Origin of the sequence: Hydrogenophaga sp., assembly GCF_051858985.1 — a bacterium.
In the GTDB taxonomy this organism is placed as follows: Bacteria; Pseudomonadota; Gammaproteobacteria; order Burkholderiales; family Burkholderiaceae_C; genus Hydrogenophaga.
Genome location: NZ_JBHYGM010000001.1, coordinates 562,653 through 588,872, shown reverse-complemented (window position 1 = coordinate 588,872; position 26,220 = coordinate 562,653). Strand labels below are relative to the sequence as shown.

Here is a 26,220-nt window from a genome sequence, read left to right as displayed (position 1 = left end):
CTTCCCATGATGTCCGCAGATTCGCCCTCGCCGACAGGCCTCGTTGCCGCTGAAGTGCCGCCCTCGCCGAACTCGCCGCATCCGCGGCACATCCGACTCACCTCGCATTCGGGTGGCTTCGGCGCCTTGCCCATCCAGTGGGGCGCGGCCACCGCCCGGGAACGCGGCCCGGTCGTGGGGACCACGCTGAACCTCGCGCACCGCAACGTGATCGGCACGCACAGTGGCAGCTACAGCGTGTACCGGGCGCTGGCCGTGGCGGCAGGGGCGCTCAAGCGCGAGCACCGCGCTGACCTCACCAACACCTCACCCACCGACATCATCGGCCCGCACCCGCAGTGGGCGGACCCGGAAAAGATCTGCAGCATCGACCCGTGGGGTGCGGTGGTGGCCGATGTCTACGCCACCGAGCTTGCCGCCGGCTACGACATCCGCCCCACCATCGCCGTCACCAAGGCGCACGTGATCCTGCCCGAGGTGATCGATGCGCTGCACAAAGGCCGACTGCAACCCGATGGCAGGTTCCTCACGGCGGGTGGCGCGGCGGTGGTGACCAAGGTGGCGGTGGAGCCGGTGTGGTATCTGCCGGGGGTGGCGAAGCGATTTGGCTGCAGCGAGACCGACCTGCGCCGCGTGCTGTTCGAGGAAACTGGCGGCATGTACCCCGAGCTGGTCACCCGCTCGGACCTCTCGGTGTTCCTGCCGCCCATCGGCGGGCAGACGGTGTACATCTTCGGCGAGCCGCGCGACCTGGCCAATCCAGACGTGACGTTGACCGCGCGCGTGCACGACGAGTGCAACGGCTCGGATGTGTTCGGCTCGGACATCTGCACCTGCCGCCCCTACCTCACGCACGCCATCGAGGAATGCATCCTCGGCGCGCAGCGCGGCGGCGTGGGGCTGGTGGCCTATTCGCGCAAGGAAGGCCGCGCCCTGGGCGAGGTGACGAAGTTCCTGGTCTACAACGCGCGCAAGCGCCAGGTGGGCGGCGACACGGCCGACCAGTATTTCGCCCGCACCGAATGCGTGGCCGGCGTGCAGGACATGCGCTTCCAGGAACTCATGCCCGACGTGCTGCACTGGCTGGGCGTGAAGAAGATCCACCGCCTGGTGTCGATGAGCAACATGAAGTACGACGCCATCACGGGCGGTGGCATCGAGGTGGGCGAGCGCATCAACATCCCCGACGAGCTGATTCCCGCCGACGCACGCGTGGAGATGGACGCCAAGATGGCGGCGGGTTACTTCACGCCGGGGCTGGTGCCCGGCGCGGAGGAACTCAAGATTGCCAAGGGCCGGGGGCTGGGCGCTTGAGCGAGGGTCCGACCGTGGCCGATGTGTCCACCGTTGCCGGCGCGGTGGATGCGCTGAGGTCCACCCAGGCCATTCGCGCCCGCGCCTGCGCCTTGCTGGCGCGCGCCCGCGCCGGAGGTTCGTCGTCGTTCACGGTGGACGATGCCGCCCTGAAATCCGCCGCGCGCACCGTGGCCGAGCTCACACGTCAACGCTTTCCGGACCTGCGAATCCCGTACCACAGCCGCTGGCGCCATTTCGAGGCCGGCGGGGTGGACCGGCGGGCGCGGCTCGATGCGATGCTGGGCCCGGTGGATGCGGATGAACGCGCGCGCGCGCAGATCGACCTGGCTGTGGTGAGCGTGCTGCTGGACGCAGGCGCGGGCGCGGACTGGCGCTACGAGGAGGCGGCGAGCGGGCAGGGCTTCTCGCGCTCCGAAGGGCTGGGCGTGGCGAGCTTCCATGCCTTCACGGATGGCTTGTTCTCCAGCGATCCGGCGCAGCCGCTGCGCGTGGATTCGGCGGGGCTGGCCGCGCTGACCACCGAAACGCTGGCCGCGGCGTTCCAGGTGAACGAGGGCAATCCCCTCGTGGGGCTCGAAGGTCGCGTCGCCGTGCTGCGCCGCCTGGGCGTTGTCATGCTCGGCCATCGCGCCACCTACGGTCCCCTGGGACGGCCGGGTGCGCTGTACGACGCGCTGCAGGCGCCCACGCTCGAAGCGCACGACATCCTCAAGACGCTGCTCGACACGCTGTCCGACATCTGGCCGGCGCAGAACGCCCTCGGTGGCATTGCCGTGGGCGACTGCTGGCGGCACGCCGCCGTGCAGGGCGAGGGTCTGACGGGGGGCTGGATGCCGTTCCACAAGCTCTCGCAGTGGCTCACCTATTCGCTGCTGGAGCCCTTCGAGTGGGCGGGCGTGAAGGTGGGCGGCCTGGACGCGCTCACCGGCCTGCCCGAGTACCGCAACGGCGGCCTGCTGGTCGATGCCGGCGTGCTGCAGCCGCTGCCCAACGACCACGCGACCCGCACCTGGCAGGCAGGCGACGAATTCATCGTCGAATGGCGTGCCCTCACGGTGGCCCTGCTCGACGAACTCGCACCGCTGGTGCGCGCCGAACTCGGCCTGCCGCCCGACCAGTTGCCGCTGGCCTGCGTGCTCGAAGGCGGCACCTGGGGGACAGGGCGCCTGCTGGCACAGCGCTTGCGTGGCGGTCTGCCGCCCTTCGTCATTGCCAGCGACGGCACGGTCTTCTGAACTGTTTCATCCCGAAGGGCCATCACCACCATGAGCAACGTTCACCTCATCGACCACCCCCTGGTGCAGCACAAGCTCACCCTGATGCGACGCAAGGACGCCAGCACCAACAGCTTCCGCCGGCTCCTCAACGAGATGGCCATGCTCATGACCTACGAGGTCACGCGAGACATGGCGATGCAGGACATCGAGATCGAGACCCCGCTGGAGACCATGCAGGCGAAGGTCATCGATGGCAAGAAGCTGGTGTTCGTCTCCATCCTGCGCGCGGGCAATGGCATCCTGGACGGCATGCTCAGCGTGGTGCCGGGCGCGCGTGTCGGGCACATCGGCCTGTACCGCGACCCGAAGACGCTCACGGCGGTGGAGTACTACTTCAAGATGCCGACCCACATGAACGAGCGCGACGTGATCGTGGTCGATCCCATGCTGGCCACCGGCAATTCGGCCATTGCGGCGGTGGACCGGCTGAAAGAGATCGGCCCCAAGTCCATCAAGTTCGTCTGCCTGCTCACCTGTCCCGAGGGCATTGCCGCGCTGCAGCGCGCACACCCGGACGTGCCGATCTACACCGCCGCCATCGACCGCGAACTCAACAGCCACGGCTACATCCTGCCCGGCCTGGGCGATGCGGGCGATCGCATCTTCGGCACGCAGTGAAACCTTTTCTTCCAGCCCCCACCCACCCACCAAGGAGTCGCGCCATGTCTCTCTATTCCCTTCGTCGTCGCCCGCTGCTGGCCCTGGCCACGGCGCTTGCGCTGTCATCCCCGGGTCTGTTGTTCGCGCAGACCAAGCTCAAGGTCGCGGGCATCTACACCGTGCCTTTCGAGCAGCAGTGGGTGAGCCGCATCCACAAGGCCCTCAAGGCCGCCGAGGCGCGCGGCGAGATCGAATACAAGGCCAGCGAGAACGTGGCCAACGCCGACTACGAGCGCGTCATGCGCGAGTACGCCACCGGTGGCAACCAGCTCATCGTGGGTGAAGTGTTCGGCGTGGAGGCCGCAGCGCGCAAGGTGGCCAAGGACTTTCCCAAGACGTCGTTCGTGATGGGATCTTCGGGCAAGCCGCAGGCACCCAATTTCAGCGTGTTCGACAACTACATCCAGGAACCTGCCTACCTCACCGGCATGATCGCTGGCGGCATGACCAAGACCAACCAGATCGGCATGGTCGGCGGGTTCCCCATTCCCGAGGTGAACCGCCTCATGAACGCCTTCATGGCCGGCGCGAAGGAAGTGAACCCCAAGGTGACGTTCACCGTGAGCTTCATCAACAGCTGGTTCGATCCGCCCAAGGCCAAGGAAGCGGCGTTCGCCATGATCGACAAAGGCGCCGATGTGCTTTACGCCGAGCGATTCGGTGTGTCCGACGCGGCCAAGGAAAAAGGCAAGCTCGCCATCGGCAACGTGATCAACACCCAGTCCCAGTACCCCGACACCGTCGTGGCGTCTGCGCTCTGGAACATGGAGCCCTCGATGGACCGCGCCATCAAGCTGGTGAAGGACGGCAAGTTCACGGCCGAGGACTACGGCCCTTATTCCATGATGAAGCACAAGGGTTCCGAGATGGCACCGCTGGGCACCTTCGAGAAGAAGGTACCGGCCGAGATCGTGGCCAAGGTCAAGGCGCGCGAGGCTGAAATTCTCTCCGGCAAGTTCACTGTCAAAGTGGACGACGGCCAGCCCAAGTCCAGCAAGTGACCTCGGCTCCCGAAGGCACCCCGGTCCTTCGCCTTTCGGGCATCACCAAGCGCTTCGGCGCGCTGGTGGCCAACGACGCCATCTCGCTCACGCTGGGCGAGGGCGAGGTGCTGGCGCTGCTGGGGGAGAACGGGGCGGGAAAGTCCACGCTGGTGTCCATCCTGTTCGGGCACTACGTGGCCGACGAGGGCGAGATCGAGGTGCACGGCCAGCGCCTGCCACCCGGCCAGCCGCGCGCTGCGCTGGCCGCCGGCATCGGCATGGTGCACCAGCACTTCACGCTGGCCGACAACCTCTCGGTGCTCGACAACGTGATGATGGGCACCGAGGCGCTGTGGCGGCCGGCTTCGCGCCGCGCCGAGGGGCTGGCGCGCCTGCTGCAGGTGGGCGAACGTTTCGGGCTTGCCGTGCAGCCCGACGCGTTGGTGGGCGGCCTGTCGGTGGGTGAGCGCCAGCGGGTGGAGATCCTGAAAGCGCTGTACCGGGGCGCGCGCATCCTGATCCTGGACGAACCCACGGCGGTGCTCACGCCGCAGGAGAGCGAGGCGCTGTTCGACACGCTCTCGCAGATGGTCGCGCAGGGCCTGTCCATCATCTTCATCAGCCACAAGCTGGCCGAGGTGCTGCGGGTGTCGCACCGCGTGGCCGTGCTGCGCCAGGGCAAGCTGGTGGCCGAGGCACCGGTGGCGGGCACCACGCAGGCGCAACTGGCGCAGTGGATGGTGGGGCATGCAGTGGACGCGGCCGTGCGCCAGCCCGCCAGCGGCGTGGGTCGCGAGATCTGCACGTTGCTCGCGGTGAGCACTCCGGCAGGCGTGCGCGACCGGCTCGATGGGGTTTCGCTGGCGCTTCGCGCGGGCGAGATCGTGGCCGTTGCCGGCGTGTCGGGCAACGGGCAGGTGGCGCTGGCGGAGCTGCTGTGCGGAACGCGCAGCGCCAGCGCGGGCGAGGTGCGGTTTGAATGCCAGCCGCTGCGCACCTCGCCGGCCTGGCTGGTGTCACAAGGGGTGGCCCGCATTCCCGAAGACCGCCACGCCGTCGGCGTGGTGGGCGACTTGCCGGTGTGGGAGAACGCGGTGGCCGAGCGCCTGCGCAGCCCTGCCTTCTCGCGCGGCCCCTGGGTCCGGCTGCGGGCGGCGCGGCGCCATGCGCAGCGCGTGATCGAAGCCTTCGATGTGCGCGGCGGTGGGCCCGCCACGCCCGCGCGTGCGCTCTCTGGCGGGAACATGCAGAAACTCATTCTTGGCCGCGCGCTGCTGTCTCCAGAAGGCGAGAACACAAGACCCGCCTTGATCGTCGCGCACCAGCCGACCTGGGGGCTGGACATCGGTGCCGTGGCCTACGTGCACCGGCAACTCATCGAAGCGCGAGACGCCGGCGCGGCGGTGCTCGTGATCTCCGACGACCTGGACGAGGTGATGGCGCTGGGGGACCGCATCGCGGTCATGCACCAGGGTCACCTGACCGAGGCCTTGCCGGCGGACGCGTGGACGCGCGAGCGCATCGGCCTGGCGATGGCGGGGGCCGACCATGCGGTTTGAGCGTCGCGCGCAGACCTCGCCGCTGGCCATGGCCAGCGCTTCGGTGCTGGCCGTGGCGTTCACCCTGCTCGTGAGCAGTCTGCTGGTGCTCTGGGCCGGAGCGCCCGTGGCGCAGACCTTCGGCTTGCTGGTGCAGGGCGCATTCGGCTCGCTCTTCGCCTGGAGCGAGACGCTGACGCGGGCCGTGCCGCTGATGCTCACGGGTCTGGCTGCCACGGTGGCCTTCAAGGCGCGCCTGTTCAACATCGGCGCCGAAGGCCAGCTGTACGCCGGTGCGCTGGCAGCGGTCGCCATCGGCGGCCTGCACGGTGGCACGGGCCTGGCGTGGCCGGTTTGGCTGCTGTTTCCACTCATGATGCTGGCCGCCGCGCTGGCCGGCGCACTGCTGTTGCTCGGGCCTGCGCTCATGAAACTTCGCCTGGGCGTGGACGAAGTGGTGACCACGCTGCTGCTGAACTTCATGGCGCTGCTGCTGGTCTCGGCCCTGCTGGATGGTCCGATGAAGGACCCCATGGCGCTCGGCTGGCCGCAGAGCGTGGGGTTGGTGCCGGAGCTGGAACTGGGGCGGCTGGTCGAGCGCACACGCCTGCACACCGGGCTGCTGTGGGCCGTGTCGCTGGCCGTCATGCTCTGGGTGCTGCTCAAGTACACCGTGCTGGGTTTCGACATCCGCGCGGTTGGCGCCAACGCGCGCGCAGCGGCGTTCGCCGGTGTACCCGTCACCCGCACCGTGTTGCTCGTGGCGTTGCTCTCGGGCGCGCTCGCGGGACTGGCCGGTGCCATCGAAGTGGCCGGGCGCGCCGGCTACGTCACCCTGGACATGTCGCCGGGCTACGGCTACAGCGGCATCGTCATCGCCATGCTGGCTGGCCTGCACCCACTGGGCGTGATGGCGGCCGCGGTGTTCATTGCCGGCGTGCTCGTGGGGGCCGACAGCATGAGCCGCGCCATCGGCGTGCCCACCTACCTGGCCGACGTGATCGTGGCCGTGTCGCTGCTGTCGGTGCTGGTGGCCAGCCTGCTGGCGCAGTACCGCCTCAGGAGAGCCTGAGAGCAGCGTCATGAACGAATGGATCGACATCCTCGTGAACCCCGCGTTCTGGACCGCGGTGCTGCGCATTGCCACGCCGCTGATCCTGGGCACGCTGGGTGTGCTGTGGTGCGAGCGCGCGGGCGTGCTCAACCTGGGCATCGAAGGCATCATGGTGGCGGGCGCGCTGGCCGGCTGGCTGGCGGTCTACCTCGGGCTGCCGCTGTGGGGGGGGGTCGCGGTGGCCGCGCTCACGGGCGCTGCCTTTGGGCTGCTGCACGCCGCGCTCACCGTGGGCCTGGCGCTTTCGCAGCACGTGGCGGGCCTGGGCATCACGCTGCTGGCCACCGCGCTGAGCTACTTCGCCTACCGCGTGAGTTTCCCGAAGGTCAGTACACCGCCCACCATCACGCCCTTCGCGCCCATGGAGTGGCTCGGCATTCCCGTGCTGTCGGCGCAGACGCCTCTGACCTTGATGGCACTGCTGGGCGTGCCTGTGTTCGCCTGGGTGCTCTACCGCACGCCGGCTGGCCTGGCGGTGCGCATGGTCGGCGAGAACCCGCAGGCCGCCGAAGGGCAGGGCATCTCGGTGCTGGCCGTGCGCACCAGCGCCATCGTGCTCGGCTCGGCGCTCATGGGCGTGGCCGGCTCGTTCCTCACGCTCTCGGCCTTCAACGCCTTTTTCTTCAACATGGTCAACGGCCGGGGCTGGATCTGCGTGGCGCTGGTGGTGTTTGCCTCGTGGCGCCCGGGCAAGGCACTGGCGGGCGCCCTGCTGTTTGCCTTCTTCGATGCCTTGCAGTTGCGCCTGCAGCAATCGGGTGACAGCGTGGTGCCCTACCAGATCTACCTGATGCTGCCGTACGCGCTGTCCATCCTCGCGCTGGTGCTGGTGGCGCGCCGCGCGGCGTATCCTCAGGCGCTGATGAAACCCTACCGCAAAGGTGAACGCTGATGCTCGACCTGCTGATCACGCATGCCAGCCTGCCCGATGGCCGCACCGACGTGGGCGTGGCGGTGCAGGACGGGCGCATCGTGGAGGTGAGGCCCGGCCTGGAAGCGCCGGCGCACGAGACACTCGACGCGCAGGGTCAACTGCTCACACCACCGTTCTGCGACCCGCATTTCCACATGGACGCCACGCTCAGCTACGGCCTGCCGCGCGTCAACCAGAGCGGAACGCTGCTGGAAGGCATCGCGCTGTGGGGCGAGCTCAAGCCTCTGCTGACCGAAGAAGCGCTGGTGGAACGCGCACTGGCCTACGGCGACTGGGCCGTCTCCAGAGGATTGCTGGCCATCCGCAGCCACGTGGACACCAGCGAGCCGAGCCTGCTGCCGGTGCGCGCCATGCTCGAGGCGAAGAAGCGCATGGCGCCGTACCTGGACGTGCAGCTCGTCGCCTTTCCGCAGGATGGTGTGTTGCGCAGCCCGGGCGGGCTCGGCAACCTGAAGCGTGCATTGGACCTGGGTGTGGACGTCGTCGGCGGCATTCCGCATTTCGAACGCACCATGAGCGAGGGCGCCGCCAGCATGAAGCTGCTTTGCGAACTCGCCGCCGAACGTGGCCTGCCGGTGGACATGCACTGCGACGAGAGCGACGACCCGCTCTCTCGCCACATCGAGACACTCGCCTTCGAGACGCAGCGCCTGGGCCTGCAGGGCCGCGTGAACGGCTCGCACCTCACGTCCATGCACAGCATGGACAACTACTACGTGAGCAAGTTGATCCCCCTGATCGCCGAATCCGGCGTGAGCGCGGTGGCCAACCCGCTCATCAACATCACTCTGCAGGGCCGGCACGACACCTACCCCAAGCGGCGCGGCATGACGCGCGTGCCCGAGCTCATGGCCGCAGGCGTCACGGTGGCCTTCGGCCACGACTGTGTGATGGACCCCTGGTACTCCCTGGGCAGCGGCGACATGCTGGAGGTGGCGCACATGGGCCTGCACGTGGCGCAGATGACCAGCCAGGCCGGCATGCGCCAGTGTTTCGACGCGGTGACGGTGAACGCCGCGAAGGTGATGGGCCTCACCCGCTACGGCATTGAAGCGGGCAAGGACGCCAGCTTCGTGCTGTTGCAGGCGCGCGATGCCATCGAGGCGATCCGCCTTCGCGCGACGCGACTGAAAGTGTGGCGCCAGGGGCGGCTGCTCTCCGAGATGGCGCCGGCTCACCCGCGCCTCTCGTTGCCGGGCCGTGGAGGCGTCGCTCCATGAAGTCATTCGGCAAGCGCGCCCAGGGTGAACGGCTGGAGCGCATGCAGGCCTCACCCTTGTGGAACGGCGAGGGATTTCGCAACCAGCACCCGGTGCTCCCCGGCTTGCGGGACGGCACCGTGCCCCGTCCCACGCTCAAGGAATTCCTCAGCTCGGGTGGCCGGCGCACGCCCGGCGCTCCGTTGCCTGCGCTGGATCCGCGTGAAGCGTGGAGCCGCCCGGTGCAGAGCGGCCTGCGCGCCACCTGGCTCGGCCATTCGACCGTGCTCATCGAGATCGACGGTCATCGCGTGCTCACCGATCCGGTGTGGGGCACGCGCGCCTCGCCGTTTCGCCTGCTCGGGCCCCGGCGCTTCCAGCCGGTGCCGCTGCGCCTGAAGGAAATTCCCGAAGTGGATGTGGTGGTGATTTCGCACGACCACTACGACCACCTGGACTACCCCACCATCCGCGCCCTGTCCCGGCACAGCCGCGTGCCCTTTGTCACTTCGCTGGGCGTGGGCGCCCATCTGCAAGCGTGGGGGGTGGCAGCCGAGCGCATCACCGAGCTGGACTGGTGGGAGAGCCACCGCGTGCCGGGCACAGGCCTCACCATCACCGCCGCACCGTCGCAGCATTTTTCCGGGCGGGGCCTCAAGGATCGCAACGCCACGCTGTGGTCGTCGATGGTGGTGCAGTCCGACCAGCACCGCGTTTTCTTCAGTGGCGACACCGGCCTCACCACCGAGTACGCCACCATCCGCGAGCGCCTGGGCCCCTTCGATCTGGTGATGCTGGAAGTGGGTGCCTTCCACCCGGCGTGGGGCGACATCCACCTGGGTCCGGCCAATGCGCTGAAGGCGCACGCGCTGCTCGGTGGCGGCGCCTTCCTGCCGGTGCATTGGGGCACCTTCAGTCTCGCCATGCATGAGTGGGACGAGCCGGTCGAAACGCTGCTGCAACTCGCGCCTGCCACGGACGCTCCCTTGCTCCTGCCACGCCTGGGCGAGGCGGTGGAGCCCGCGCACCGGTTACCGGTCGTTCCCTGGTGGCGCGGCCTGGGGTCGGACGATGCGCCCGACTCCGCTGAGCCGCCTGCCCTTCAACGACAGCTGCCATGGCCCCTCGATTGAGGGCAAGGCCGGTTCAGGGCGTGAGCACGATCTTGCGGCAGTTCTCTTCCTTCTTCTCGAAGATCTCGTAGGCGCGCGCGGCGTCGGCGAGCTTCATCCGGTGGCTGATGATCACATCCGGCTTGAGGCGTCCGTTGCCGATTTCCTCCAGCAATTGCGGCATGTGTTCCTGCATGTGCGTCTGGCCCATGCGAAACGTGAGGCCCTTGTCGAAGGCATCGCCGAACAGAAAGGCATGGATGAATCCGGCGTACACACCTGGCACGCTCACCACGCCACCGCGCCTTGTGGCCGCCATGCACTGGCGCAAGGCCTTGCCGCTGGAGCCTTCGAGCTTCATGGCGGTGAGCGCGGTCTCGATGGCACTGCCCTTGGCCTCGAAGCCGACGGCGTCGATGGTGGCGTCCACGCCACGGCCATGGGTGGCGTTGAGGATGACGTCCGCCGGATCGTCGGTTTCATCGAAATTGATCGGAATCACGCCGTAGGTGTCCTGGGCGAACTGGAGCCGGTAGGCATGGTGGTCGACCATGAAGATCTTCTCTGCTCCCATGAAGCGCGCGCAGGCCGCGCTCATCAGCCCCACGGGTCCTGCGCCGAAGATGGCGACGCTCGAACCCGGCTGCACGTTCGCGTTCACCACCGCCTGGTAGCCCGTGGGCAGGATGTCCGAGAGGAACAGCACCTCTTCGTCCGTGAGCGCATCGGGAATCTTCAGCGGGCCCACGTTGGCCTTGGGCACGGTGACGAACTCGGCCTGGCCACCCGGGATGCCGCCATAGAGGTGGCTGTAGCCGAAGAGCGCGGCGCCCGAGGTGGCGCTCTTCTTGTTCATGATGGCGCCGCGTCCCGGGTTGGTGGTTTCGCAGGCGGCAAACAGCGAGAGGTTGCAATAGAAGCACTGGCCGCAGGCAATGACGAAGGGAATCACCACCCGGTCGCCGGGCACCAGGTTCGTCACCGCCGGGCCGACTTCCTCGACGATGCCCATGAATTCATGGCCGAGGATGTCGCCGTCCTTCATCATGGGAATCTTGCCGCGGTAGATGTGGAGGTCGGAACCGCAGATGGCTGTGGCGGTGACCCGCAGGACGATGTCGTCCGCTTCTTCGAGGACCGGATCGGGCACGCTTTCGACGCGAACGTCGTGGCTGCCCTGGTAGGTGAGTGCTTTCATGGGGTGGTCCTTGGGGAGTGGGAAACCGCCTTTGCGGCAAGCGCCGTGCCCGGGACGTTGAGCCACACCGGTCGGGTGTTCGGGAACTCTGACTGCCCTGGGTGTTCCATGGGATGGTTGACCTTGACCAGAACAACCGCTGGAGACTGCATGACACCGTGGGAAACGACACCAAGATCGGCAGGGAGGCCCGCATGAACGTGCCGGATCGAGCAGAGACCGCAGCGCGTGCTCAGCCAGGCCCCCAGCTGTCCGTGTTCGATGCGGTCGCGGTCATGGTCGGCCTGGTGGTGGGCATCGGCATCTTCCGCACGCCGTCCATCGTGGCCGATGGCGTGGGGTCCGAGGCCATGTTCATCCTCGTGTGGCTGATCGGGGGCGTGATCACGCTGATCGGCGCACTCTGTTACGCCGAGCTGGCGTCGGCCCATCCGCACGCGGGCGGCGAATACCATTTCCTCTCGAGGGCGTACGGCCGGCCGGTGGCCATGATGTTCGGGTGGGCGCGGTGCACCGTGATCCAGACCGGATCCATCGCCCTGGTGGCTTTCCTGCTCGGCGACTACATCTCGCAGGTGGTGCCCCTGGGACCCCATGGCCCCGCCCTCTATGCCGCCCTGGCGGTTGTCGTACTGACCGGCGTCAACGTGGTGGGCACCGCTGCCGGCAAGAACCTGCAGGTGGTGGTGACGTTCATCCAGATCGGCGCCATGCTGGCCATCATCGGCTTCGGCTTCTTCGGCCCGCCCGCCCCTGCGTCGGCGCCGAGCATCCCGGTGCCGGAAGAAGCCGCGGCGCTGGGGGTGGCGATGATCTTCGTGCTGCTCACCTACGGCGGCTGGAGCGATGCGGCGTACCTGAGCGGTGAACTGCGCGATGCGCCGCGCAACATCGCCAAGGTGCTCACGCTCGGCACCGCGCTGCTGGTGGCCCTGTATGTGCTGGCCAACATGGCGTTGCTCTCCATCCTCGGGCTCGATGGCCTGCGCGCTTCCGACGCCGTGGCGGCCGACATGATGCGCGTGGCCGCCGGGCCGTCGGGCGAGTTGCTGGTCACGCTGGCCGTGGTGGTGGCCGCCATTTCCACGCTGAACGCCACCATCTTCACGGGCGGGCGCGTGTTCTATGCCATGGGCTGCGACCTGAGCGTGATGCGGTGGATGGGCGTGTGGAACGGACGCGGCGGAACGCCCGCGAATGCCCAGATCGTGCAGGGGGTGCTCTCGCTGGCGCTCATTGCCATGGGCTCGGTGGCGCCCGATGGCTTCAAGGCCATGGTCGACTACACCGCTCCCGTGTTCTGGATGTTCCTGCTGCTGGTCGGCGGTGCGCTCTTCGTCCTGCGCTGGCGCGACCCGCGTCGCACCCTGCCGTTCCGGGTGCCGCTCTACCCCCTCACCCCCATCCTCTTCTGTCTCACCAGTGCGTACATGCTGTACGCGAGCGTGATGCACACCGGCGCTGCCGCGCTGGTCGGCCTGGGTGTGCTCATCGCGGGCGCGCCGATCCTGCTGTTCCAGTCCAACCATTCCCAACCATCAGGAGAACCACCATGATGAAACTTCGCCCCTCCCTGCTGGCCGCCGCGATCTTCGCCTCGGCGTCGGCGCTGTGCGTCCAGGCCATGGCGCAAACCCCTGCGCCTGCGCCCACCTACCAGCCTTCGGAAGGCCAGGCCGGCAAGGACGTGATCTGGATTCCCACTTCGCAGGTGCTGGTGGACCGCATGCTGGAGATGGCGAAACTCACGCCGCAGGACCGCCTGGTCGACCTGGGCTCCGGCGATGGCCGCCTCGTCATCACGGCGGCCAAACGTGGGGCCATTGCCCACGGCATCGAATACAACCCCGACATGGTGGCGCTGTCAAAACGCGCGGCGCAGGCCGAGGGCGTGAGCGAGCGCGCCACCTTCGAGAAGGCCGACATCTTCGAGTCCGACTTCTCCAACGCCACCGTGGTCACCCTGTTCCTGCTGCCCGACCTGAACCTGCGCCTGCGACCCACGCTGCTGGCCATGAAGCCCGGCACCCGCATCGTCTCCAACTCCTTCAACATGGACGACTGGGAGCCCGACCAGACCCAGCAGGTGACCGAAGGCTGCCGCACCTACTGCCAGGCCTACCAATGGACCGTGCCCGCCCAGGTGGCCGGCACCTGGCGGATGGGCAATGGCCAGGAACTGGTGCTGGAGCAGACCTTCCAGAAGGTCAAAGGCACGCTGCGCCGCGGCGGCCAGCCGTTCCCGGTGCGCGACGCGCGGCTGGACGGCGCCCGGATCCAGTTCACCGTGGACGGCCTGCGTTACGCCGGCGAGGTCAAGGGCGGCGACATGCAGGGCAGGGTGAACGGGGGCAGCGCATGGAGGGCGACGCGCGCGCAATAATGCGCGCCATGTCCACCGACCCCGACGCCCGGTTCAAGACCGTCCTGCAGGTCCTGAGCATCCTGTGCCTCATCGGCCTGATGGCGATGATCTTTCACAAGGGCTTCGCCGATCTTTCGATGCTCTGGAAGCAGCATTCGGGCGGGGACTTCTGGGCGGCACTGGGCCGCTACCTGCTGCGCAACCTGGCCGGCTGAGGGGCTGGAGATGCCCGGCCAGCGCGACTTTCCCTACTACGCTGGACAACCGGTCGCACTCAGCGGTCGGCAGTGGCTGCTGGTGCTGTTCGCGGTGGTGGCGGCCTTCGCGGCGCTGAGTGCCCCCGTGCCCTGGTTCCGCACACCGGTGGGCCGCTTCATCCCGGCGCTGCTGTTCTGCCTGCTGCCGCTCGCCGCACTGGCCTGGGTGGCTGGCCGGCACTGGAGGGCGCTGTTCGCCCGCATACGCCGGATCGATCTGGCCTGGATCGTGGGCATTGCAGCCCTGAACATCGTGGTCACGTTCGGCATCGGCTGGGCACTCAGCAGGTTCCACGCCCCCACGCCCAATCCCTTGATGGGGCAACTGGCAGGCGCCGACGGCTTCACCGTGACCATGGCTTTCCTCGCCATGGTGCCGCAGTTGCTGGGTGAAGAGCTGCTGACCATGCTGCCGCTGCTGGCCTGCCTGTGGTGGTTGCACACCCGGCGCGGGCTGTCTCGCCAGAAGGCGCTGGTGCTGGCCTGGATCCTGTCGGCACTCCCTTTCGCACTGGCGCACCTGCCCACCTACAACGGGGACCTGCTCCAGTGTCTGGCCATCATCGGCAGCGCGCGGCTGGTGCTCACGCTGGCGTACCTCGCCACGAAGAACCTGGCGGTGTCCACCGGCGCGCACATCCTCAACGACTGGGCGCTCTTCGGCATGAGCCTGGTGCTGGCCCGGCAGGGAGCGGGTTGACCGCGCCATCGATCCCTCAGATCAGGATGTCGAACAGGTTCGAGAACGTGTCCGTCCAGGGCCGGAAGGCTGGCGTGGGTTCCAGCACCCTGGCCCCTTGCAGCGCCGCGGGCAGCGCCGTGGCCTGGGCCGGGTTGACGAATACCACCCACGACGAACGGCGGCAGAAAGGGTCGCCATGGCCAGGGGCCAGTTCCAGCAACAGCGCGACCTTGCCCAGGCGCTGTGCCGCCGACGCCATCACGGGGCGCAGATCGAGGTAGGTGTTGGTGATGTGCACCGCCAGCAGTCCATCCGGTTTCATGTGTCGCTGGTAGGCCTCGAACGCCTCCAGGGTGAGCAGGTGGGTCGGAATGGAATCGCCGGAGAAAGCGTCCATGGCCAGCAGGTCGAAGGCCTGCGGCGGTTCGCGTTCCAGCATCAGGCGGCCGTCGCCCAGCACCGGCACGATGGTGGCAGCGCTGTCGGCGAGGTAGCTGAAATGCCTGCGCGCCAGGTCCAGCACCTGGTCGTTGATCTCGTACATGCGCATCTCGTCGCCCGCTCGCCCGTACACCGCGAGCGTGCCGGCACCCAGGCCGACGACGCCGATGCGCCGTGGCCGATCGGTCGGCAGGCTCTGCAGGGCGCGGCCGATGCCGGTGCGCTCGCAGTAGTAGGCGGTGGCGCGCCGGGGATGGTCCAGGTACTGCTCGCCATGGGTGATGCTGCCGTGCACCATGCTGCGCACCGGTCCCAGGCCATCGGGGTCCACGCTGTCCTCGATGCGGGTCTGGCTGTAGAAGTTGCGCACCACCTCGGTGTAACCCTGCACATAGTCCAGAGAGATGCTGGAGAGCCGCGCGCCATACGCCACCAGACCCACCAGCAGGGCCGCGCGCAGCCAGCGGCCGTGTTGCCGGCCACGGCACTCGGGCCAGAGCACCAGCACCGTGAGCAACGCGCACAGGAACAGGCCCAGGGGCAGCTCGAAGTACGCATTGAATGCCACCGGCGCCACCAGACCCACGAACAGGCCCCCCAGCGCGCCACCGACCGAGAGCATCAGGTAGAACAGCGTGAGGTGGCGCACCGGTGGCCGCCGGCGCACCAGTTCACCGTGGCAGACCATGCAGAAGATGAACACGGCCGCACTCAGCAGGCCCACCAGCACCGGCGCGCTCAGGCCCTCGTTCATGGCGAAATCCAGCGCCACAAAGGCCAGGGGCAGTGCGCCCAGGAAGAGGGGTCGCACGTAGTAACGCGGCGCATCGAAACACAGGATGAAGCTCAGCAGGTAGAGCGCCAGCGGCAGCACCCAGAGAAAGGGCACGGGCGCCACGTCCTGCGTGAGGTGGCGGGTGATGGCCAGCAGCAGCATGGAGGCCGTGGCCGCGAGGCCCACCCACATCAGGCACTCGCGCCAGCCCGGGTGGGGCGCATCGTCCACAGGCGTGGCGTGCGTGCCGGCCGAGGCAACGCCCTGGCGCCGCAGGGTATAGCCGGCCGTGGCGACGCAGGCAAGGACGAACAGCGCGTAGCCGGCTGACCACACCCAGGCCTGCGGCGTCACGGCCAGCCTGGGTTCCACCAGCACCGGGTAGGACAGCAGCGCGAGCATGGAGGCCAGGTTGGACAGCGCGTAGAGGCGGTAGGGCTGCACGCCCTGGGCCACGAAGCTGCGTGCGTACCAGGCCTGCATCAGCGGGCCCGTGGTGGAGAGCAGCAGGTAGGGCACGCCCACTGTGGTGGCCAGCACCCCCAGCACGCTCCATGTGGGGTGGGCCTGCGCGTCCAGCTTCCACGCCGGGTCGGCCACCACCGGCAGGGTGGCCAGGCTCACCAGCAGCAGCGCACCGTGCACCCAGGGCTGGCGACGTGGGCTGAGCTTTTCATGGACCAGGTGCACGTAGGCATAGCCCACCAGCAGTTCGACCTGGAAGAACACCATGCACAGCGTCCAGACGGACGAAGACCCGCCGAACCACGGCAGGATCATCTTCGCAACGATGGGCTGGATCTGGAACAGCAGGAAGGCTGACAGGAAGACCGTGGCGGCGAAGAGGGGCATGGAACGGCGAGCTCCGGAGCAGGGATGCCGGAGTATGACCGTTGCGCAAGGCGGGCCTTTCGCCCGCCATCAAGCCGGGAATCAGGCCATGTAGATGGCGATGAAAGCCAGCATGAAGATCTGCAGAGCGCCCGCCAGCGGCAGCACGATCGGCATGTAGTGGATCACCGTCTCCAGCAGGTCTTCCGCCTGCTCGTCGGTGTATTCCTTGAGTTCCGGGTCGGAATAGTCGGCTGGACGCTCGGCCAGCGCCTGGTCGGGCGGCGGATGTTGGTGTTGGTTGTCCATGGAGGCTCTCCTTTCGCTGGGGGTGGCCTCCAGGGGCAATCGACGTTCCTGCCCGCCCGGGCTCAGGCTCAGGCAGTTTCCATGCCCATCAAGGCTTCCTTGCGCGCCTGGAGCGGTTCGCGCATCGCCACCAGGTCGAGCCCGCGAGCGGCGCGCGCCTTCGGAAAGATCTCGTTGCGCTCTTCCTTGACATGGTGGTCGATGTACTCGCCGAGCACCTTGACCTTGGCGTCGAACATCTCGTCGACCTCGTCCATGGCCTCGATCTGCGCGATGAGGTCTTTGGCGCCCGCGTGCTCCACTTCGGCTTCGGCCAGCAGGTCGGTGTCCTTGAGGACAGCGCGCAGAGCGGGGTAGAAGATTTCCTCTTCAATGGTGGCGTGAACGGTCAGCTCCTGGCAGATCTCGCGTGCCAGGTCGAGCCGTTTCTGCATGGCGGACTTGGACTTGGAGGACGCCAGGTCGTCGTAGTCCTTGAACATCTTCTTGACCGCTTTGTGGTCTGCGTCGAGCAGCGTGCATGCATCGGGAGCGGTGCGGGTGGTGGCCATGGGAGTTCCTTTTGACGTGGGTTTGAATGGGTGCTGTTGCGTTCACTCATGTGAACGCATCTCCCCATGGCAAGTCATGTGCCCGGCCCTCGCAGAGGCCGGTGTCGCTCAGTTCAGGCTGGCCAGCACGGCGCGCAGGTCTTCGACATCGGCGGGCTTGACGAGGTGGCGGTCGAAGCCGGCCTCGTGCGAGCGTCGCAGGTCTTCCTTCTGGCCCCAGCCGGTCAGTGCGATCAGGGTCATGTCGCGGCCCCGCGGGCTCTGCCGCACGCGACGGGCGACTTCGTAGCCGTCCATGTCCGGCATGCCGATGTCGAGGAACATCGCGCACGGGCGGTACGAGTCCATTGCCTCCAGCGCGGCCTTCCCGTCGTACACGGTCTGCACGTCCGCACCCAGAAATTGCAGCACCATTTCCAGGCTGTCGGCACTGTCTCGGTTGTCGTCCACCACCAGCACCCGGCGCAGTTGCGGCAATTGGGCCTCGGGTGGTCGGGCCGTGTCGTTGCGGACCCGGTCTTCGGTGGCCAGCGGCAGGCGCACCACGAATTCGCTGCCCTGTCCCGGCCCGGCGCTGCGCGCCTCCACGCTGCCCCCGTGCATGGTGACAATGTTCTTCACCAGGGTGAGACCGATGCCGAGCCCTCCCTGGGCCCGGTGTTCGGTGCGATCGCCCTGGGTGAACAGGTCGAAGACGCGCGGCAGCATGTCCACGGGTATCCCCGCGCCGTTGTCTCGCACCGAGATCACGACCTCTGCGCCTTCCCGGTGGGCTTCCAGCCCGATGCGGCCACCCGGCTCGGTGTATTTGGAAGCGTTGTTCAGCAGGTTGGCCAGCACCTGCGCCAGGCGAATGCCATCGGCCTGCAGTGTCAGCGAATCGTCGGGCAGGGTCACCGTGAGTTGCTGCGAGGCGGCCTGCATGAGCGGCTTGCTGGTCTCCACCGCGTTCTGCACGACATCGGCAAGCTGGATCGACTCCGGGCGCAGCTCGAATTTCCCGCGTGTGATGCGCGAGATCTCCATCAGGTCGTCCACCAGCCGCACCATGTGCGAAACCTGCCGGTCCAGCATGTCGTGCAGCCGATCGGCTCCCGCAGCACCCCCATGGGCCACGCGCAGGATGTGCAGGCTGTTGCGGATGGGTGCCAGGGGGTTGCGCAGCTCGTGTGCCAGCGTCGCCAGGAACTCGTCCTTGCGTTGATCGGCCTCGCGAAGCTCCTGTTCGGCGCGCCGCAATTGCGTGGTGTCGTAATAGAAGCAGGCCACCGCGTACCGGCCGTCGGGCATGGTGATGCGCAGCAGTTGCCAGGTGTAGGTCTCGACCTCGGTGATGTCGGCGCGGCCGCTGACCAGGCTGTCCGACACATAGGTCTCCCCGGTCTCCAGCGTGTGGCGGAAGATCTGGATGAGCTCGGTGGCCAGCGGTTCCGGCCACAGCACGCGCATCGCCTCGTCCAGCGGAACGCCGATGGCCGGGTTGACGTTCCGGAACGCCCGCGCCTGCGTTTCAGCGTTGATGTGCGAGATGCGGAAGTCGGCATCGACGATGTAGAAGCCGCTGGGCGAATGGTGGATGAGGTAGTCGAGCAGTTCGGCGCCCCGCTGCACTTCCGCTTCCTGGCGTTTGCGGGCGGTGATGTCCAGCGACACCGAGATGATGCTCATCGGTTTGCCGACGCTGTCGCTGAGGCGGGATACGCTGTTGTGCACCCAGATGACCGAGCCGTCCTTGCGGATGTGGCGCTTCTCGATCTCGAAAGGTACGCCGTGGTGGATGAGCCGCGCGCGCCGCTCGAGATTCACGGGGCGGTCGTCGGGGTGCAGGACGTCCTGCATGCGCATGCCCAGCAGCTCCGTCTGGGTGTAGCCGAGGATCTCGCTGTAGCGCCGGTTGACGCTGAGGAAGCGGCCATTCAGGTCGGTCTCTGCCACGCCGGCCAGCATCTGGCTGAACAGCGCCTTCTGCCTGGCGTCCGAGACCTTCAGCGCGGTTTCGGCGCGGGCCTGTTCCAGCCGGGTCCAGACGCGGGTGGTGATCTCCTGCATGAGTTCGACCTCGTCCTCGCGCCAGTCACGCGCTTCGGCATGCTTGATGGACAGCAGGAAGCGCCAGCGGCCGTCACGCACCATGGGCACGCAGATGAAGGCGGCGGTGTTCAGAGCGGCCAGACGCGTCGCATCCACGCGCGAATCCGTGACCGCGTTGCTCACCACCAGCACTTCGCCGCGCCCCAGGGCGTTCACCACGTCCTGTGAAAGGTAGTCGGCCAGGCGGTAGACGCCGCGGTGGCCAGGCATGCCGCTGCGGTGCCACTCGTGCCCCACCGTCACCTCGTCGCCCGCCTCGTTGATCTCGGCCAGCTCGCAGCGCGAGATGCGCATGTGCGCACCGATCTTGGCGCCCAGCACGGCCATGGTTTCGTCGGTGTCTGTCAACTGCACCAGGTCGCTGCTGACCTCCGAGAGGAAGGCCAGGTCGGTTTCACGGCGACGGCGCTCGCTGATGTCATTGAACAGCACAGCCACCTGGTGGTCTTGCGGTGCGCCCACGCGGAAGGCATAGACCTCGTAATACCGGTCGAGGGCCCGGGCGGCGTGCTCGAAGCGCCGGGCCTTGCCGGTGAGCGCAATCTGGCCATAGACCTCGAACCAGAAGGCTTCATGGTCCGGCGCGACCTCGCGCACCCGTTTGCCGTGCGCATGGGCGATGCCCGTGTGCCGTTCGAATGCCGTGTTGGTCTGCAGGAAGCGGTAGTCATCGGGCTTGCCCTGCTCATTGAACATCACCTCGATCGTGCACAAGCCCTGGTCGATCGAGTCGAACAGCAGGCGGTAGTGCTGCTCAGAGCGCAGCAGGGCAGATTCCGCACGGGCGCGCTCGACCGCTGCCCAGGTCACTTCCGCGGTCTCGTTCACCAGCGACGTCTCCCAGGCCGACCAGGCACGTGGCACTTTCACATGGACACCCAGCCCGACCACGAACTCCCCGTTCTTGATCAGCGGCACACCGATGTACGCACCCACCTCGACAGCGGCGTAGGCCGCGCGCTCGGAGGGTGACAACGTCGTGTCGGCCGCCACGTTGTCGCAAACGGCGACGCGGCCCCCGGCGTAATGGTCCAGCAGGCGCTGGCCGAATGACGAAACCGGGTAGTGGCCCGCGATGGACACCACGCCTTCGACGTGATCGCGTTCGATCACATACTCGTTGCCGCGGAGTTCGAAGTAGGCCACGCGGTGGGCCTTGAGCAGACCGCACAGCATGCGGCTGGCGGTGGCCTGGATGAGCACCGGATCGGCCAGTGGCCGCAGGGCGTCGTTGAGGGCAAGCAGATACGCGTGGCTGGATCCGGCGTTGGGGAGGTAGGCCACAGGGTTGGCGGTCATGGGCACCTTTCATCCTGGGAGCAGGCCACCTGCAGGGCAAGTGGCGTTCCCGCCCCTCCGGAACTCGCTCCCCGTTCAACGGGCTTATACCACCGGTGTTCAGTCATTCTTGCCGCAGATTGCGCCGCCGCTGCGCTTCGCCTCGGGTGTGGAATCCCGCCACCCTGCCAGCGCGAGCGGGCACGCGCATTGCCAACAAGCGGTGCGGATGGCCCGTCCTGGCCAGCGCATTCCTTCAACACCAAGCAGGAGAAACCACATGGCATCGAACAACCAGAATCCGCAGGGCCAGCAAGGCCAGAAGCAGCACGAGCAAGGCCAGCAAAACCAGCAGGGTCAGCAAGGCCAGCAGCAAGGCCAGAACCAGGCCGGGCAGGATCGCCAGAATCCGGGCCGCCAGAACCCCGAACAGCAAGGCGACCAGAACAGCCAGCGCGGCCAGCGCGAGCAGAGCAACCCCGGCGGCTCCGACCAGCAGGGCCGCAAGGATGTGAACCCTTCCGTCCAGCAGGACCAGCCGGGCTCGCGTGAGCAGCGCGAGAACGACGCCAACCGCCGCGACCGATCCGACCAGTCCTGAGTCGGCCTCCCCCCTGCTCCCGGCCGCCTGAGCCCAGGCGGCCGGGGGCTTTTCTTCTTCGCATCGGAAAGCTCCCCATGTCCAAATCCAAAAACAACCCCGCCGGCAGTGACGCCAAGGCCGCAGCCCGCAACACCGACAGCGCCCCTTCCCAGGTAAAGGGCGCAGACGACACCGCCTCCCAACAGGCGGTCCAGACACAGGACATGGTCGCCGGCATGCCGTTCAATGCGAACAAGGCGGGTGAGCACGGTTTCGACAACGGCCTGCAACCCCAGCCCGGCATCACCGTGGATCCGGCGTCCCGCCTGCCCACCGGTAGCACCCTGTCTGAAGAAAACGTGTCCGCCAAGACCGGCACCCAGGCCGCCGAGGGCGTGAACTGGACCATTGAAGCCCTCGACCGCGTTCGTGTGGATTCCTCGGGCCAGATGCTCACCACCAATCAGGGCGTGCCCATTGCCGACAACCAGAACTCGCTGAAGTACGGCGTGCGTGGTCCCGTCCTGCTCGAGGACTTCATCCTGCGCGAGAAGCTCACCCATTTCGACCACGAGCGCATTCCAGAGCGCATCGTGCATGCACGCGGCTCTGCGGCGCACGGATTTTTCGAGTGTTATGAACCGCTGACCGACATCACCAAGGCCGCGCCGTTCAAGGAAGCCGGCAAGGTCACGCCGGTGTTCGTGCGTTTCTCCACCGTGCAGGGCGAACGGGGTTCCAAGGACACCGCGCGCGACGTGCGCGGTTTCGCGGTGAAGTTCTACACCGACGAAGGCAACTGGGACCTGGTGGGCAACAACATGCCGGTGTTCTTCATTCAGGACGCCATGAAGTTCCCGGACCTCGTGCACGCGGTCAAGCCCGAGCCGCACAATCAAATACCGCAGGCCGCCAGTGCGCACGACACCTTCTGGGATTTTGTCTCGCTCATGCCGGAGTCCACGCACATGTTGATGTGGGCCATGTCCGATCGCGGCATCCCGCGCAGCTACGCCACCATGCAGGGCTTTGGCGTGCACACCTTCCGCATGGTGAACGACCAGGGCGAATCCGTGTTCGTGAAATTCCACTGGAACCCGGTTTACGGCACGCATTCGCTGGTGTGGGACGAGGCGGTGAAGATCTCCGGCGCCGACCCTGACTTCCACCGCCGCGATCTCTGGGAACGCATTGAAGCCGGTGCCTACCCGGAATGGGAACTGGGGCTCCAGGTGTTCACCGAGGAACAGGCCGACCAGTTCAGCTTTGACATCCTCGATGCCACCAAGATCATCCCCGAGGAACTGGTGCCGGTCCGTCCTGTGGGCCGCATGGTGCTCAACCGCAATCCCGACAACTTCTTTGCCGAGACCGAGCAGGTTGCCTTCTGCACCGCGCACATTGTTCCGGGTCTGGATTTTTCCAACGATCCTTTGCTCGCTGGTCGCATCCATTCCTATGTGGACACGCAGATCACCCGACTGGGTGGGCCGAATTTCCATGAGATTCCGATCAACTCGCCGCTGGCGCCGGTTCACAACAACCAGCGCGACGGCATGCACCGCCAGGCCATCCCGCGTGGCCGGGTGAGCTACGAGCCCAATTCGCTGGCGGGAGGCTGCCCTTTCCAGGCCGGTGCACAGCAAGGCTTCGTGTCGGTGCCTGCCCGCATCCAGGCCAAGGAAGAGCAGGGCAAGGTGCGCGCCAAGCCCGAGAAGTTCGCCGACCATTACACCCAGGCCACGCTGTTCTTCGAAAGCCAGAGCGAGGTGGAACAAGCCCACATTGCCGCCGCCTTCCGCTTCGAACTGTCCAAGGTCACGGTGCCCGCGATCCGCGAGCGCATGGTCGCATCACTGCGCAATGCGTCCGAGGTGCTGGCCCAGCAGGTGGCCCAGGGCCTGGGCATGCCGGTGCTGCCCGACGCCATGCCGCGCGCGCTGCAGACGCCCACCATGCCCGAAGTGACCCGGTCGCCCACCCTTTCGCTGCTGGCCCGACCCGGTGACGGTTCCATCAAAGCGCGCAAGATCGCCTTGCTGGTGGCGGACGGTGTCAACGGTCAAAGCGCCATGAACGTGCATGCTGCCCTGTTTGCCGAAGGTGCGGTGCCACGCTTTGTCGCGCCGCGCATCGGCCCGGTGAAGACGTCGGACGGCGTGGCCATCGACGCCGATGCCTCGCTGGAGAACGAGCCGGGCTTCCTGTTCGATGCGCTGGTGTTGCCCGATGGCGACGGCGTGGCCGATGCGCTGGCCAGCGACGGGCACACCATGGAGTTCATCCGTGACCAGCACCGCCACTGCAAGACGATTCTGGTGATGCCGGCTTCCGAAGGCTTGCTGGAGGCGGCCGGGGTGGCACCCACCCTGCCCACCGGGGAGGCCGATCCCGGCATCGTGCTGGGCACGGACGTGGACGCGTTCATCGCCGCCGTGGGCAAGCACCGCCACTTCGAGCGGGAGACAGATCCGCCGAAGGTGTGACGCCCCGCGAGGCGCCCGCGACTCAGCGCTTCATCCGCTCGACCCAAGCGGCGAACGCGTTCGACCACGTTGACATGAACGGGAGAATGCGTTCGTCAACGATTTCCCCGGTGGGCAGGATGGCACCGGCAGGTACTTGCAGGTAGGCCTCGGGCACGCCCATCACGTGCACGTCCAGCGGCGCCAGCACATTGCGCAGGTGTTGCTGCGCCATGCAGGTGCCCAGCGCACCTGGGGAAGCGCCGATGACCCCCGCCGGCTTGTTCTTCCAGGCGTTCGCGCCTTTGGGCCTCGACGCCTGGTCGATCGCGTTCTTCAGCACGCCCGGAATGGAGCGGTTGTACTCGGGCGTGACAAACAGAAAGCCGTCTGCCGTAGCCACCATCTCGCGAAACGCCTTGACCTGCTCAGGCGGCTTGCCCTCATCCTCTTCGTTGTAGTGGGGCAGTGCACCGATGTTCGCGATACTGAATGTGAAGCGGTCCTCTAGAAGGGTGTGGATGCTGCGGGCGAGGAGGAGGTTGAGGGACGCCGCGCGAAGGCTGCCGATCAGCGTGACCACGTGGGGCTTTTGGGTGTGATGGGTGGTGTTCATGGAGGGCGACTATAGGACAGGCCTCACTCCGTGCCCGCCCGGATGGCATCCACGAACAGCTGGCGAAACCATTGGTGCGCGGGGTCCTGCTGCTCGCGTGCGTGCCAGTAAAGGCTGATGTCGAAGCTGGCCAGCCGGAATGGCAGCGGATGCACGGACACCGGGCTGATGCGGGCGTAGTGCGCGGCCAGCCTTGATGGCACGGTCAGGATGTAGTTGGAGTTCGCCACGATGGCCGACAGACCGAAGGAATGCGCGGCCTCAAGCACCACGTGCTGTCGGTGGCCCGCCTTCTGGAACACCCGGTCGACCTCCACGTTCAGGCGCGACAGCGACACCGCCTTGGGCGAGTAGCGGATGTGCGTGCCCTCGAAGTAGCCTTTCAGTGAAACGCCCTTGGCGTGCCGCCGGCTGCTTCTGGCGACCACACACACATAGGTCTCACTGGTGATTTTTCGTGAGTGCAGGGACTTGCCGATGTTAGGGATGTACCCCACCGCCAGGTCGAGGTCGCCGCTCACCAGCGCCTGTTCGGCTTCGATCACGGCGTAGTCCGCTGTCCGGATGGTCACGTCGGGCGCCTGTCTGGCCAGTTGGCTCACGATTTCTCCAATCATCAGCATCTGACCCACGTCGGCGAGGTTGATGCGAAACATGCGTGAGCAACTCGCGGGTGTGAACACGGCGTCCTTGGCCTGCAGCCCCGCGTTGAACAGTTCCAGGCCGCCCTGAACGCTTTCGGCCAGCCGGGTGGCGAACGCCGTGGGCACGACGCCGCGTTGGGTCCGCACGAACAGCTTGTCGTCGCAGTGCGTGCGCAGCCGGGCCAGCGCGTTGCTCACGGCCGAAGGCGTCATGCCGAGTTCGCTGGCGGCGGCCGTCACCTGCCGAAACCGGTGCACGGCCGCGAAGATCCGCAGCAGGTTCAGGTCGAGCTGGGTCGAGAGCGCGCGCGGGGTGGGGCGTCGTTCGGTGGTCATCCGGTAGGCCTCTGTAGTTTCCTGGGTAAACATCTGAAGTTTGCCTGAGATGCATTCAGGAAAAAACACAGACCCTAGACTTCAGCACGTTTTGCACATCACCAGGAACCGAAGATGACCCAGCCCCGCGCCTACCTCAGCCACGTCGTGCTGTTCTGCCACGACTTCGACGCCATGCTGAAGTTCTACACCGAGGAGATCGGATTCCATCTCTCCGACATTGGCGAGGCGAGAGGGCAACAGATGGCGTTCATCACGCTCGATCCATCGCTGGAGCATCACCAGGTGGCGCTGGTCGGTGGGCGCAAGGGCAGCGATGCCGGCGCCCTGCATCACCTGGCCTTTGGCGTGCGGACGCTCCAGGAGCTGCACGAACGGCATGAACACCTCAAGGCGCGCAACGTGCCGGGCATCGAGCTCTGGACGCACGCGTCCATGCTGTCCGTCTACTACCGCGACATCGAGAACAACCGGCTGGAGTTCTTCCTGGAGACGCCGTTCTACGTGAAGCAACCCATTGCCGCACAACTGGATGTGGACCTCTCTGCGTCGCAGGAGTCCGTGTTCCGCCAGATCGAGGACAAGTACAAGGACGAGCCCAGCTTCGACCTCATGAGCAACTGGAAAGCCCGGACCGCACTGCAGCGCAACGGCGGCTGACACC

At 66.9% G+C, this 26,220-nt stretch carries 23 protein-coding genes; 16 read left to right on the top strand and 7 right to left on the bottom strand.

What is annotated here, in order from left to right; translation table 11 throughout:
* The first annotated feature begins 9 nt into the window (after positions 1-9).
* The 9 genes from ACTIEY_RS02840 to ACTIEY_RS02800 are packed head-to-tail and all read left to right on the top strand — an operon-like array spanning position 10 to position 10,155.
* Positions 10-1,314 (top strand): GTP cyclohydrolase II, encoded by a 1,305-nt coding sequence (locus ACTIEY_RS02840; protein ID WP_439518259.1) that lies wholly within the window; start codon positions 10-12, stop codon positions 1,312-1,314.
* A complete protein-coding gene (locus ACTIEY_RS02835; protein WP_439517584.1) occupies positions 1,311-2,552 on the top strand; it encodes a URC4/urg3 family protein in 1,242 nt (413 codons plus the stop codon). Before ACTIEY_RS02840 ends, ACTIEY_RS02835 begins: the two co-directional genes overlap by 4 nt.
* Positions 2,553-2,582: 30 nt before the next feature.
* A complete protein-coding gene (upp, locus tag ACTIEY_RS02830; protein ID WP_439517583.1) occupies positions 2,583-3,212 on the top strand; it encodes a uracil phosphoribosyltransferase in 630 nt (209 codons plus the stop codon).
* 44 nt (positions 3,213-3,256) lie between these two features.
* Positions 3,257-4,255 carry a BMP family protein gene (locus ACTIEY_RS02825; RefSeq protein WP_439517582.1) on the top strand — a complete coding sequence of 333 codons (999 nt, stop codon included), beginning with the start codon at positions 3,257-3,259 and terminating at the stop codon, positions 4,253-4,255.
* Positions 4,252-5,796 carry an ABC transporter ATP-binding protein gene (locus ACTIEY_RS02820; protein ID WP_439517581.1) on the top strand — a complete coding sequence of 515 codons (1,545 nt, stop codon included), beginning with the start codon at positions 4,252-4,254 and terminating at the stop codon, positions 5,794-5,796. Before ACTIEY_RS02825 ends, ACTIEY_RS02820 begins: the two co-directional genes overlap by 4 nt.
* Positions 5,786-6,847 (top strand): ABC transporter permease, encoded by a 1,062-nt coding sequence (locus tag ACTIEY_RS02815; protein ID WP_439517580.1) that lies wholly within the window; start codon positions 5,786-5,788, stop codon positions 6,845-6,847. Before ACTIEY_RS02820 ends, ACTIEY_RS02815 begins: the two co-directional genes overlap by 11 nt.
* 10 nt (positions 6,848-6,857) lie before the next feature.
* Positions 6,858-7,781 carry an ABC transporter permease gene (locus ACTIEY_RS02810; RefSeq protein WP_439517579.1) on the top strand — a complete coding sequence of 308 codons (924 nt, stop codon included), beginning with the start codon at positions 6,858-6,860 and terminating at the stop codon, positions 7,779-7,781.
* On the top strand, positions 7,781-9,043 hold the full coding sequence (locus tag ACTIEY_RS02805) for an amidohydrolase family protein (RefSeq protein ID WP_439517578.1): 1,263 nt from the start codon (positions 7,781-7,783) through the stop codon (positions 9,041-9,043). The genes ACTIEY_RS02810 and ACTIEY_RS02805 overlap by 1 nt, the downstream gene beginning before the upstream one ends.
* Entirely contained in the window at positions 9,040-10,155 is a 1,116-nt protein-coding gene (locus ACTIEY_RS02800) for an MBL fold metallo-hydrolase (RefSeq protein ID WP_439517577.1), read from the top strand. The genes ACTIEY_RS02805 and ACTIEY_RS02800 overlap by 4 nt, the downstream gene beginning before the upstream one ends.
* Positions 10,156-10,168: 13 nt before the next feature.
* On the opposite strand, the gene ACTIEY_RS02795 is transcribed toward ACTIEY_RS02800, so the two are convergent.
* On the bottom strand, positions 10,169-11,332 hold the full coding sequence (locus ACTIEY_RS02795; protein WP_439517576.1) for a zinc-dependent alcohol dehydrogenase: 1,164 nt from the start codon (positions 11,330-11,332) through the stop codon (positions 10,169-10,171).
* Positions 11,333-11,526: 194 nt separating this feature from the next.
* Here ACTIEY_RS02795 and ACTIEY_RS02790 point away from each other — a divergent pair, with 194 nt between their 5' ends.
* Genes ACTIEY_RS02790 through ACTIEY_RS02775 form a run of 4 tightly spaced genes read left to right on the top strand, consistent with a single transcriptional unit; the run spans position 11,527 to position 14,654 of the window.
* Entirely contained in the window at positions 11,527-12,888 is a 1,362-nt protein-coding gene (locus ACTIEY_RS02790; RefSeq protein WP_439518258.1) for an APC family permease, read from the top strand.
* Entirely contained in the window at positions 12,885-13,715 is an 831-nt protein-coding gene (locus ACTIEY_RS02785; protein ID WP_439517575.1) for an SAM-dependent methyltransferase, read from the top strand. The genes ACTIEY_RS02790 and ACTIEY_RS02785 overlap by 4 nt, the downstream gene beginning before the upstream one ends.
* 8 nt (positions 13,716-13,723) lie before the next feature.
* Positions 13,724-13,912, top strand: coding sequence for a hypothetical protein (locus tag ACTIEY_RS02780; RefSeq protein WP_439517574.1), 189 nt, complete (start codon positions 13,724-13,726; stop codon positions 13,910-13,912).
* A 10-nt stretch (positions 13,913-13,922) separates the two neighbouring features.
* On the top strand, positions 13,923-14,654 hold the full coding sequence (locus ACTIEY_RS02775) for a CPBP family glutamic-type intramembrane protease (RefSeq protein ID WP_439517573.1): 732 nt from the start codon (positions 13,923-13,925) through the stop codon (positions 14,652-14,654).
* A 16-nt stretch (positions 14,655-14,670) separates the two neighbouring features.
* Here the strand turns inward: ACTIEY_RS02775 and ACTIEY_RS02770 are convergent, their stop codons facing one another.
* The 4 genes from ACTIEY_RS02770 to ACTIEY_RS02755 form a co-directional block, all read right to left on the bottom strand.
* On the bottom strand, positions 14,671-16,704 hold the full coding sequence (locus tag ACTIEY_RS02770; protein WP_439517572.1) for a spermidine synthase: 2,034 nt from the start codon (positions 16,702-16,704) through the stop codon (positions 14,671-14,673).
* Positions 16,705-16,785: 81 nt separating this feature from the next.
* Positions 16,786-16,992: a hypothetical protein gene (locus tag ACTIEY_RS02765; RefSeq protein WP_439517571.1), complete on the bottom strand. Its 207-nt coding sequence runs from the start codon at positions 16,990-16,992 to the stop codon at positions 16,786-16,788.
* A 68-nt stretch (positions 16,993-17,060) separates the two neighbouring features.
* Positions 17,061-17,543 carry a hemerythrin domain-containing protein gene (locus ACTIEY_RS02760; RefSeq protein WP_439517570.1) on the bottom strand — a complete coding sequence of 161 codons (483 nt, stop codon included), beginning with the start codon at positions 17,541-17,543 and terminating at the stop codon, positions 17,061-17,063.
* A gap of 108 nt (positions 17,544-17,651) precedes the next feature.
* Positions 17,652-20,933 (bottom strand): PAS domain S-box protein, encoded by a 3,282-nt coding sequence (locus ACTIEY_RS02755; protein ID WP_439517569.1) that lies wholly within the window; start codon positions 20,931-20,933, stop codon positions 17,652-17,654.
* Positions 20,934-21,192: 259 nt separating this feature from the next.
* Between ACTIEY_RS02755 and ACTIEY_RS02750 the strand changes: the two genes are divergently transcribed.
* Together ACTIEY_RS02750 and ACTIEY_RS02745 are read left to right on the top strand one after the other, a co-directional pair.
* The gene (locus ACTIEY_RS02750; RefSeq protein ID WP_439517568.1) at positions 21,193-21,513 is read left to right on the top strand and encodes a hypothetical protein; all 321 of its coding nucleotides are present in this window, start codon (positions 21,193-21,195) and stop codon (positions 21,511-21,513) included.
* A gap of 77 nt (positions 21,514-21,590) precedes the next feature.
* Positions 21,591-23,981, top strand: coding sequence for a catalase (locus tag ACTIEY_RS02745; protein WP_439517567.1), 2,391 nt, complete (start codon positions 21,591-21,593; stop codon positions 23,979-23,981).
* 22 nt (positions 23,982-24,003) lie between these two features.
* On the opposite strand, the gene ACTIEY_RS02740 is transcribed toward ACTIEY_RS02745, so the two are convergent.
* Together ACTIEY_RS02740 and ACTIEY_RS02735 are read right to left on the bottom strand one after the other, a co-directional pair.
* Positions 24,004-24,543 (bottom strand): NADPH-dependent FMN reductase, encoded by a 540-nt coding sequence (locus ACTIEY_RS02740; RefSeq protein ID WP_439517566.1) that lies wholly within the window; start codon positions 24,541-24,543, stop codon positions 24,004-24,006.
* A gap of 56 nt (positions 24,544-24,599) precedes the next feature.
* Entirely contained in the window at positions 24,600-25,556 is a 957-nt protein-coding gene (locus tag ACTIEY_RS02735; protein ID WP_439517565.1) for a LysR family transcriptional regulator, read from the bottom strand.
* A gap of 114 nt (positions 25,557-25,670) precedes the next feature.
* Between ACTIEY_RS02735 and ACTIEY_RS02730 the strand changes: the two genes are divergently transcribed.
* Positions 25,671-26,216: a VOC family protein gene (locus ACTIEY_RS02730; protein ID WP_439517564.1), complete on the top strand. Its 546-nt coding sequence runs from the start codon at positions 25,671-25,673 to the stop codon at positions 26,214-26,216.
* Positions 26,217-26,220: the final 4 nt, after the last annotated feature.

Bases quoted from the DNA above. Each gene is read 5' to 3' on its own strand.
- ACTIEY_RS02795 (WP_439517576.1), bottom strand. From the start codon at position 11,332: ATGAAAGCACTCACCTACCAGGGCAGCCACGACGTTCGCGTCGAAAGC.
- ACTIEY_RS02745 (WP_439517567.1), top strand. From the start codon at position 21,591: ATGTCCAAATCCAAAAACAACCCCGCCGGCAGTGACGCCAAGGCCGCA.
- ACTIEY_RS02800 (WP_439517577.1), top strand. From the start codon at position 9,040: ATGAAGTCATTCGGCAAGCGCGCCCAGGGTGAACGGCTGGAGCGCATG.
- ACTIEY_RS02760 (WP_439517570.1), bottom strand. From the start codon at position 17,543: ATGGCCACCACCCGCACCGCTCCCGATGCATGCACGCTGCTCGACGCA.
- ACTIEY_RS02780 (WP_439517574.1), top strand. From the start codon at position 13,724: ATGTCCACCGACCCCGACGCCCGGTTCAAGACCGTCCTGCAGGTCCTG.
- ACTIEY_RS02825 (WP_439517582.1), top strand. From the start codon at position 3,257: ATGTCTCTCTATTCCCTTCGTCGTCGCCCGCTGCTGGCCCTGGCCACG.
- ACTIEY_RS02815 (WP_439517580.1), top strand. From the start codon at position 5,786: ATGCGGTTTGAGCGTCGCGCGCAGACCTCGCCGCTGGCCATGGCCAGC.
- ACTIEY_RS02755 (WP_439517569.1), bottom strand. From the start codon at position 20,933: ATGACCGCCAACCCTGTGGCCTACCTCCCCAACGCCGGATCCAGCCAC.
- ACTIEY_RS02765 (WP_439517571.1), bottom strand. From the start codon at position 16,992: ATGGACAACCAACACCAACATCCGCCGCCCGACCAGGCGCTGGCCGAG.
- ACTIEY_RS02770 (WP_439517572.1), bottom strand. From the start codon at position 16,704: ATGCCCCTCTTCGCCGCCACGGTCTTCCTGTCAGCCTTCCTGCTGTTC.
- ACTIEY_RS02810 (WP_439517579.1), top strand. From the start codon at position 6,858: ATGAACGAATGGATCGACATCCTCGTGAACCCCGCGTTCTGGACCGCG.
- upp (WP_439517583.1), top strand. From the start codon at position 2,583: ATGAGCAACGTTCACCTCATCGACCACCCCCTGGTGCAGCACAAGCTC.
- ACTIEY_RS02840 (WP_439518259.1), top strand. From the start codon at position 10: ATGTCCGCAGATTCGCCCTCGCCGACAGGCCTCGTTGCCGCTGAAGTG.
- ACTIEY_RS02785 (WP_439517575.1), top strand. From the start codon at position 12,885: ATGATGAAACTTCGCCCCTCCCTGCTGGCCGCCGCGATCTTCGCCTCG.
- ACTIEY_RS02735 (WP_439517565.1), bottom strand. From the start codon at position 25,556: ATGACCACCGAACGACGCCCCACCCCGCGCGCGCTCTCGACCCAGCTC.
- ACTIEY_RS02750 (WP_439517568.1), top strand. From the start codon at position 21,193: ATGGCATCGAACAACCAGAATCCGCAGGGCCAGCAAGGCCAGAAGCAG.
- ACTIEY_RS02730 (WP_439517564.1), top strand. From the start codon at position 25,671: ATGACCCAGCCCCGCGCCTACCTCAGCCACGTCGTGCTGTTCTGCCAC.
- ACTIEY_RS02790 (WP_439518258.1), top strand. From the start codon at position 11,527: ATGAACGTGCCGGATCGAGCAGAGACCGCAGCGCGTGCTCAGCCAGGC.
- ACTIEY_RS02775 (WP_439517573.1), top strand. From the start codon at position 13,923: ATGCCCGGCCAGCGCGACTTTCCCTACTACGCTGGACAACCGGTCGCA.
- ACTIEY_RS02805 (WP_439517578.1), top strand. From the start codon at position 7,781: ATGCTCGACCTGCTGATCACGCATGCCAGCCTGCCCGATGGCCGCACC.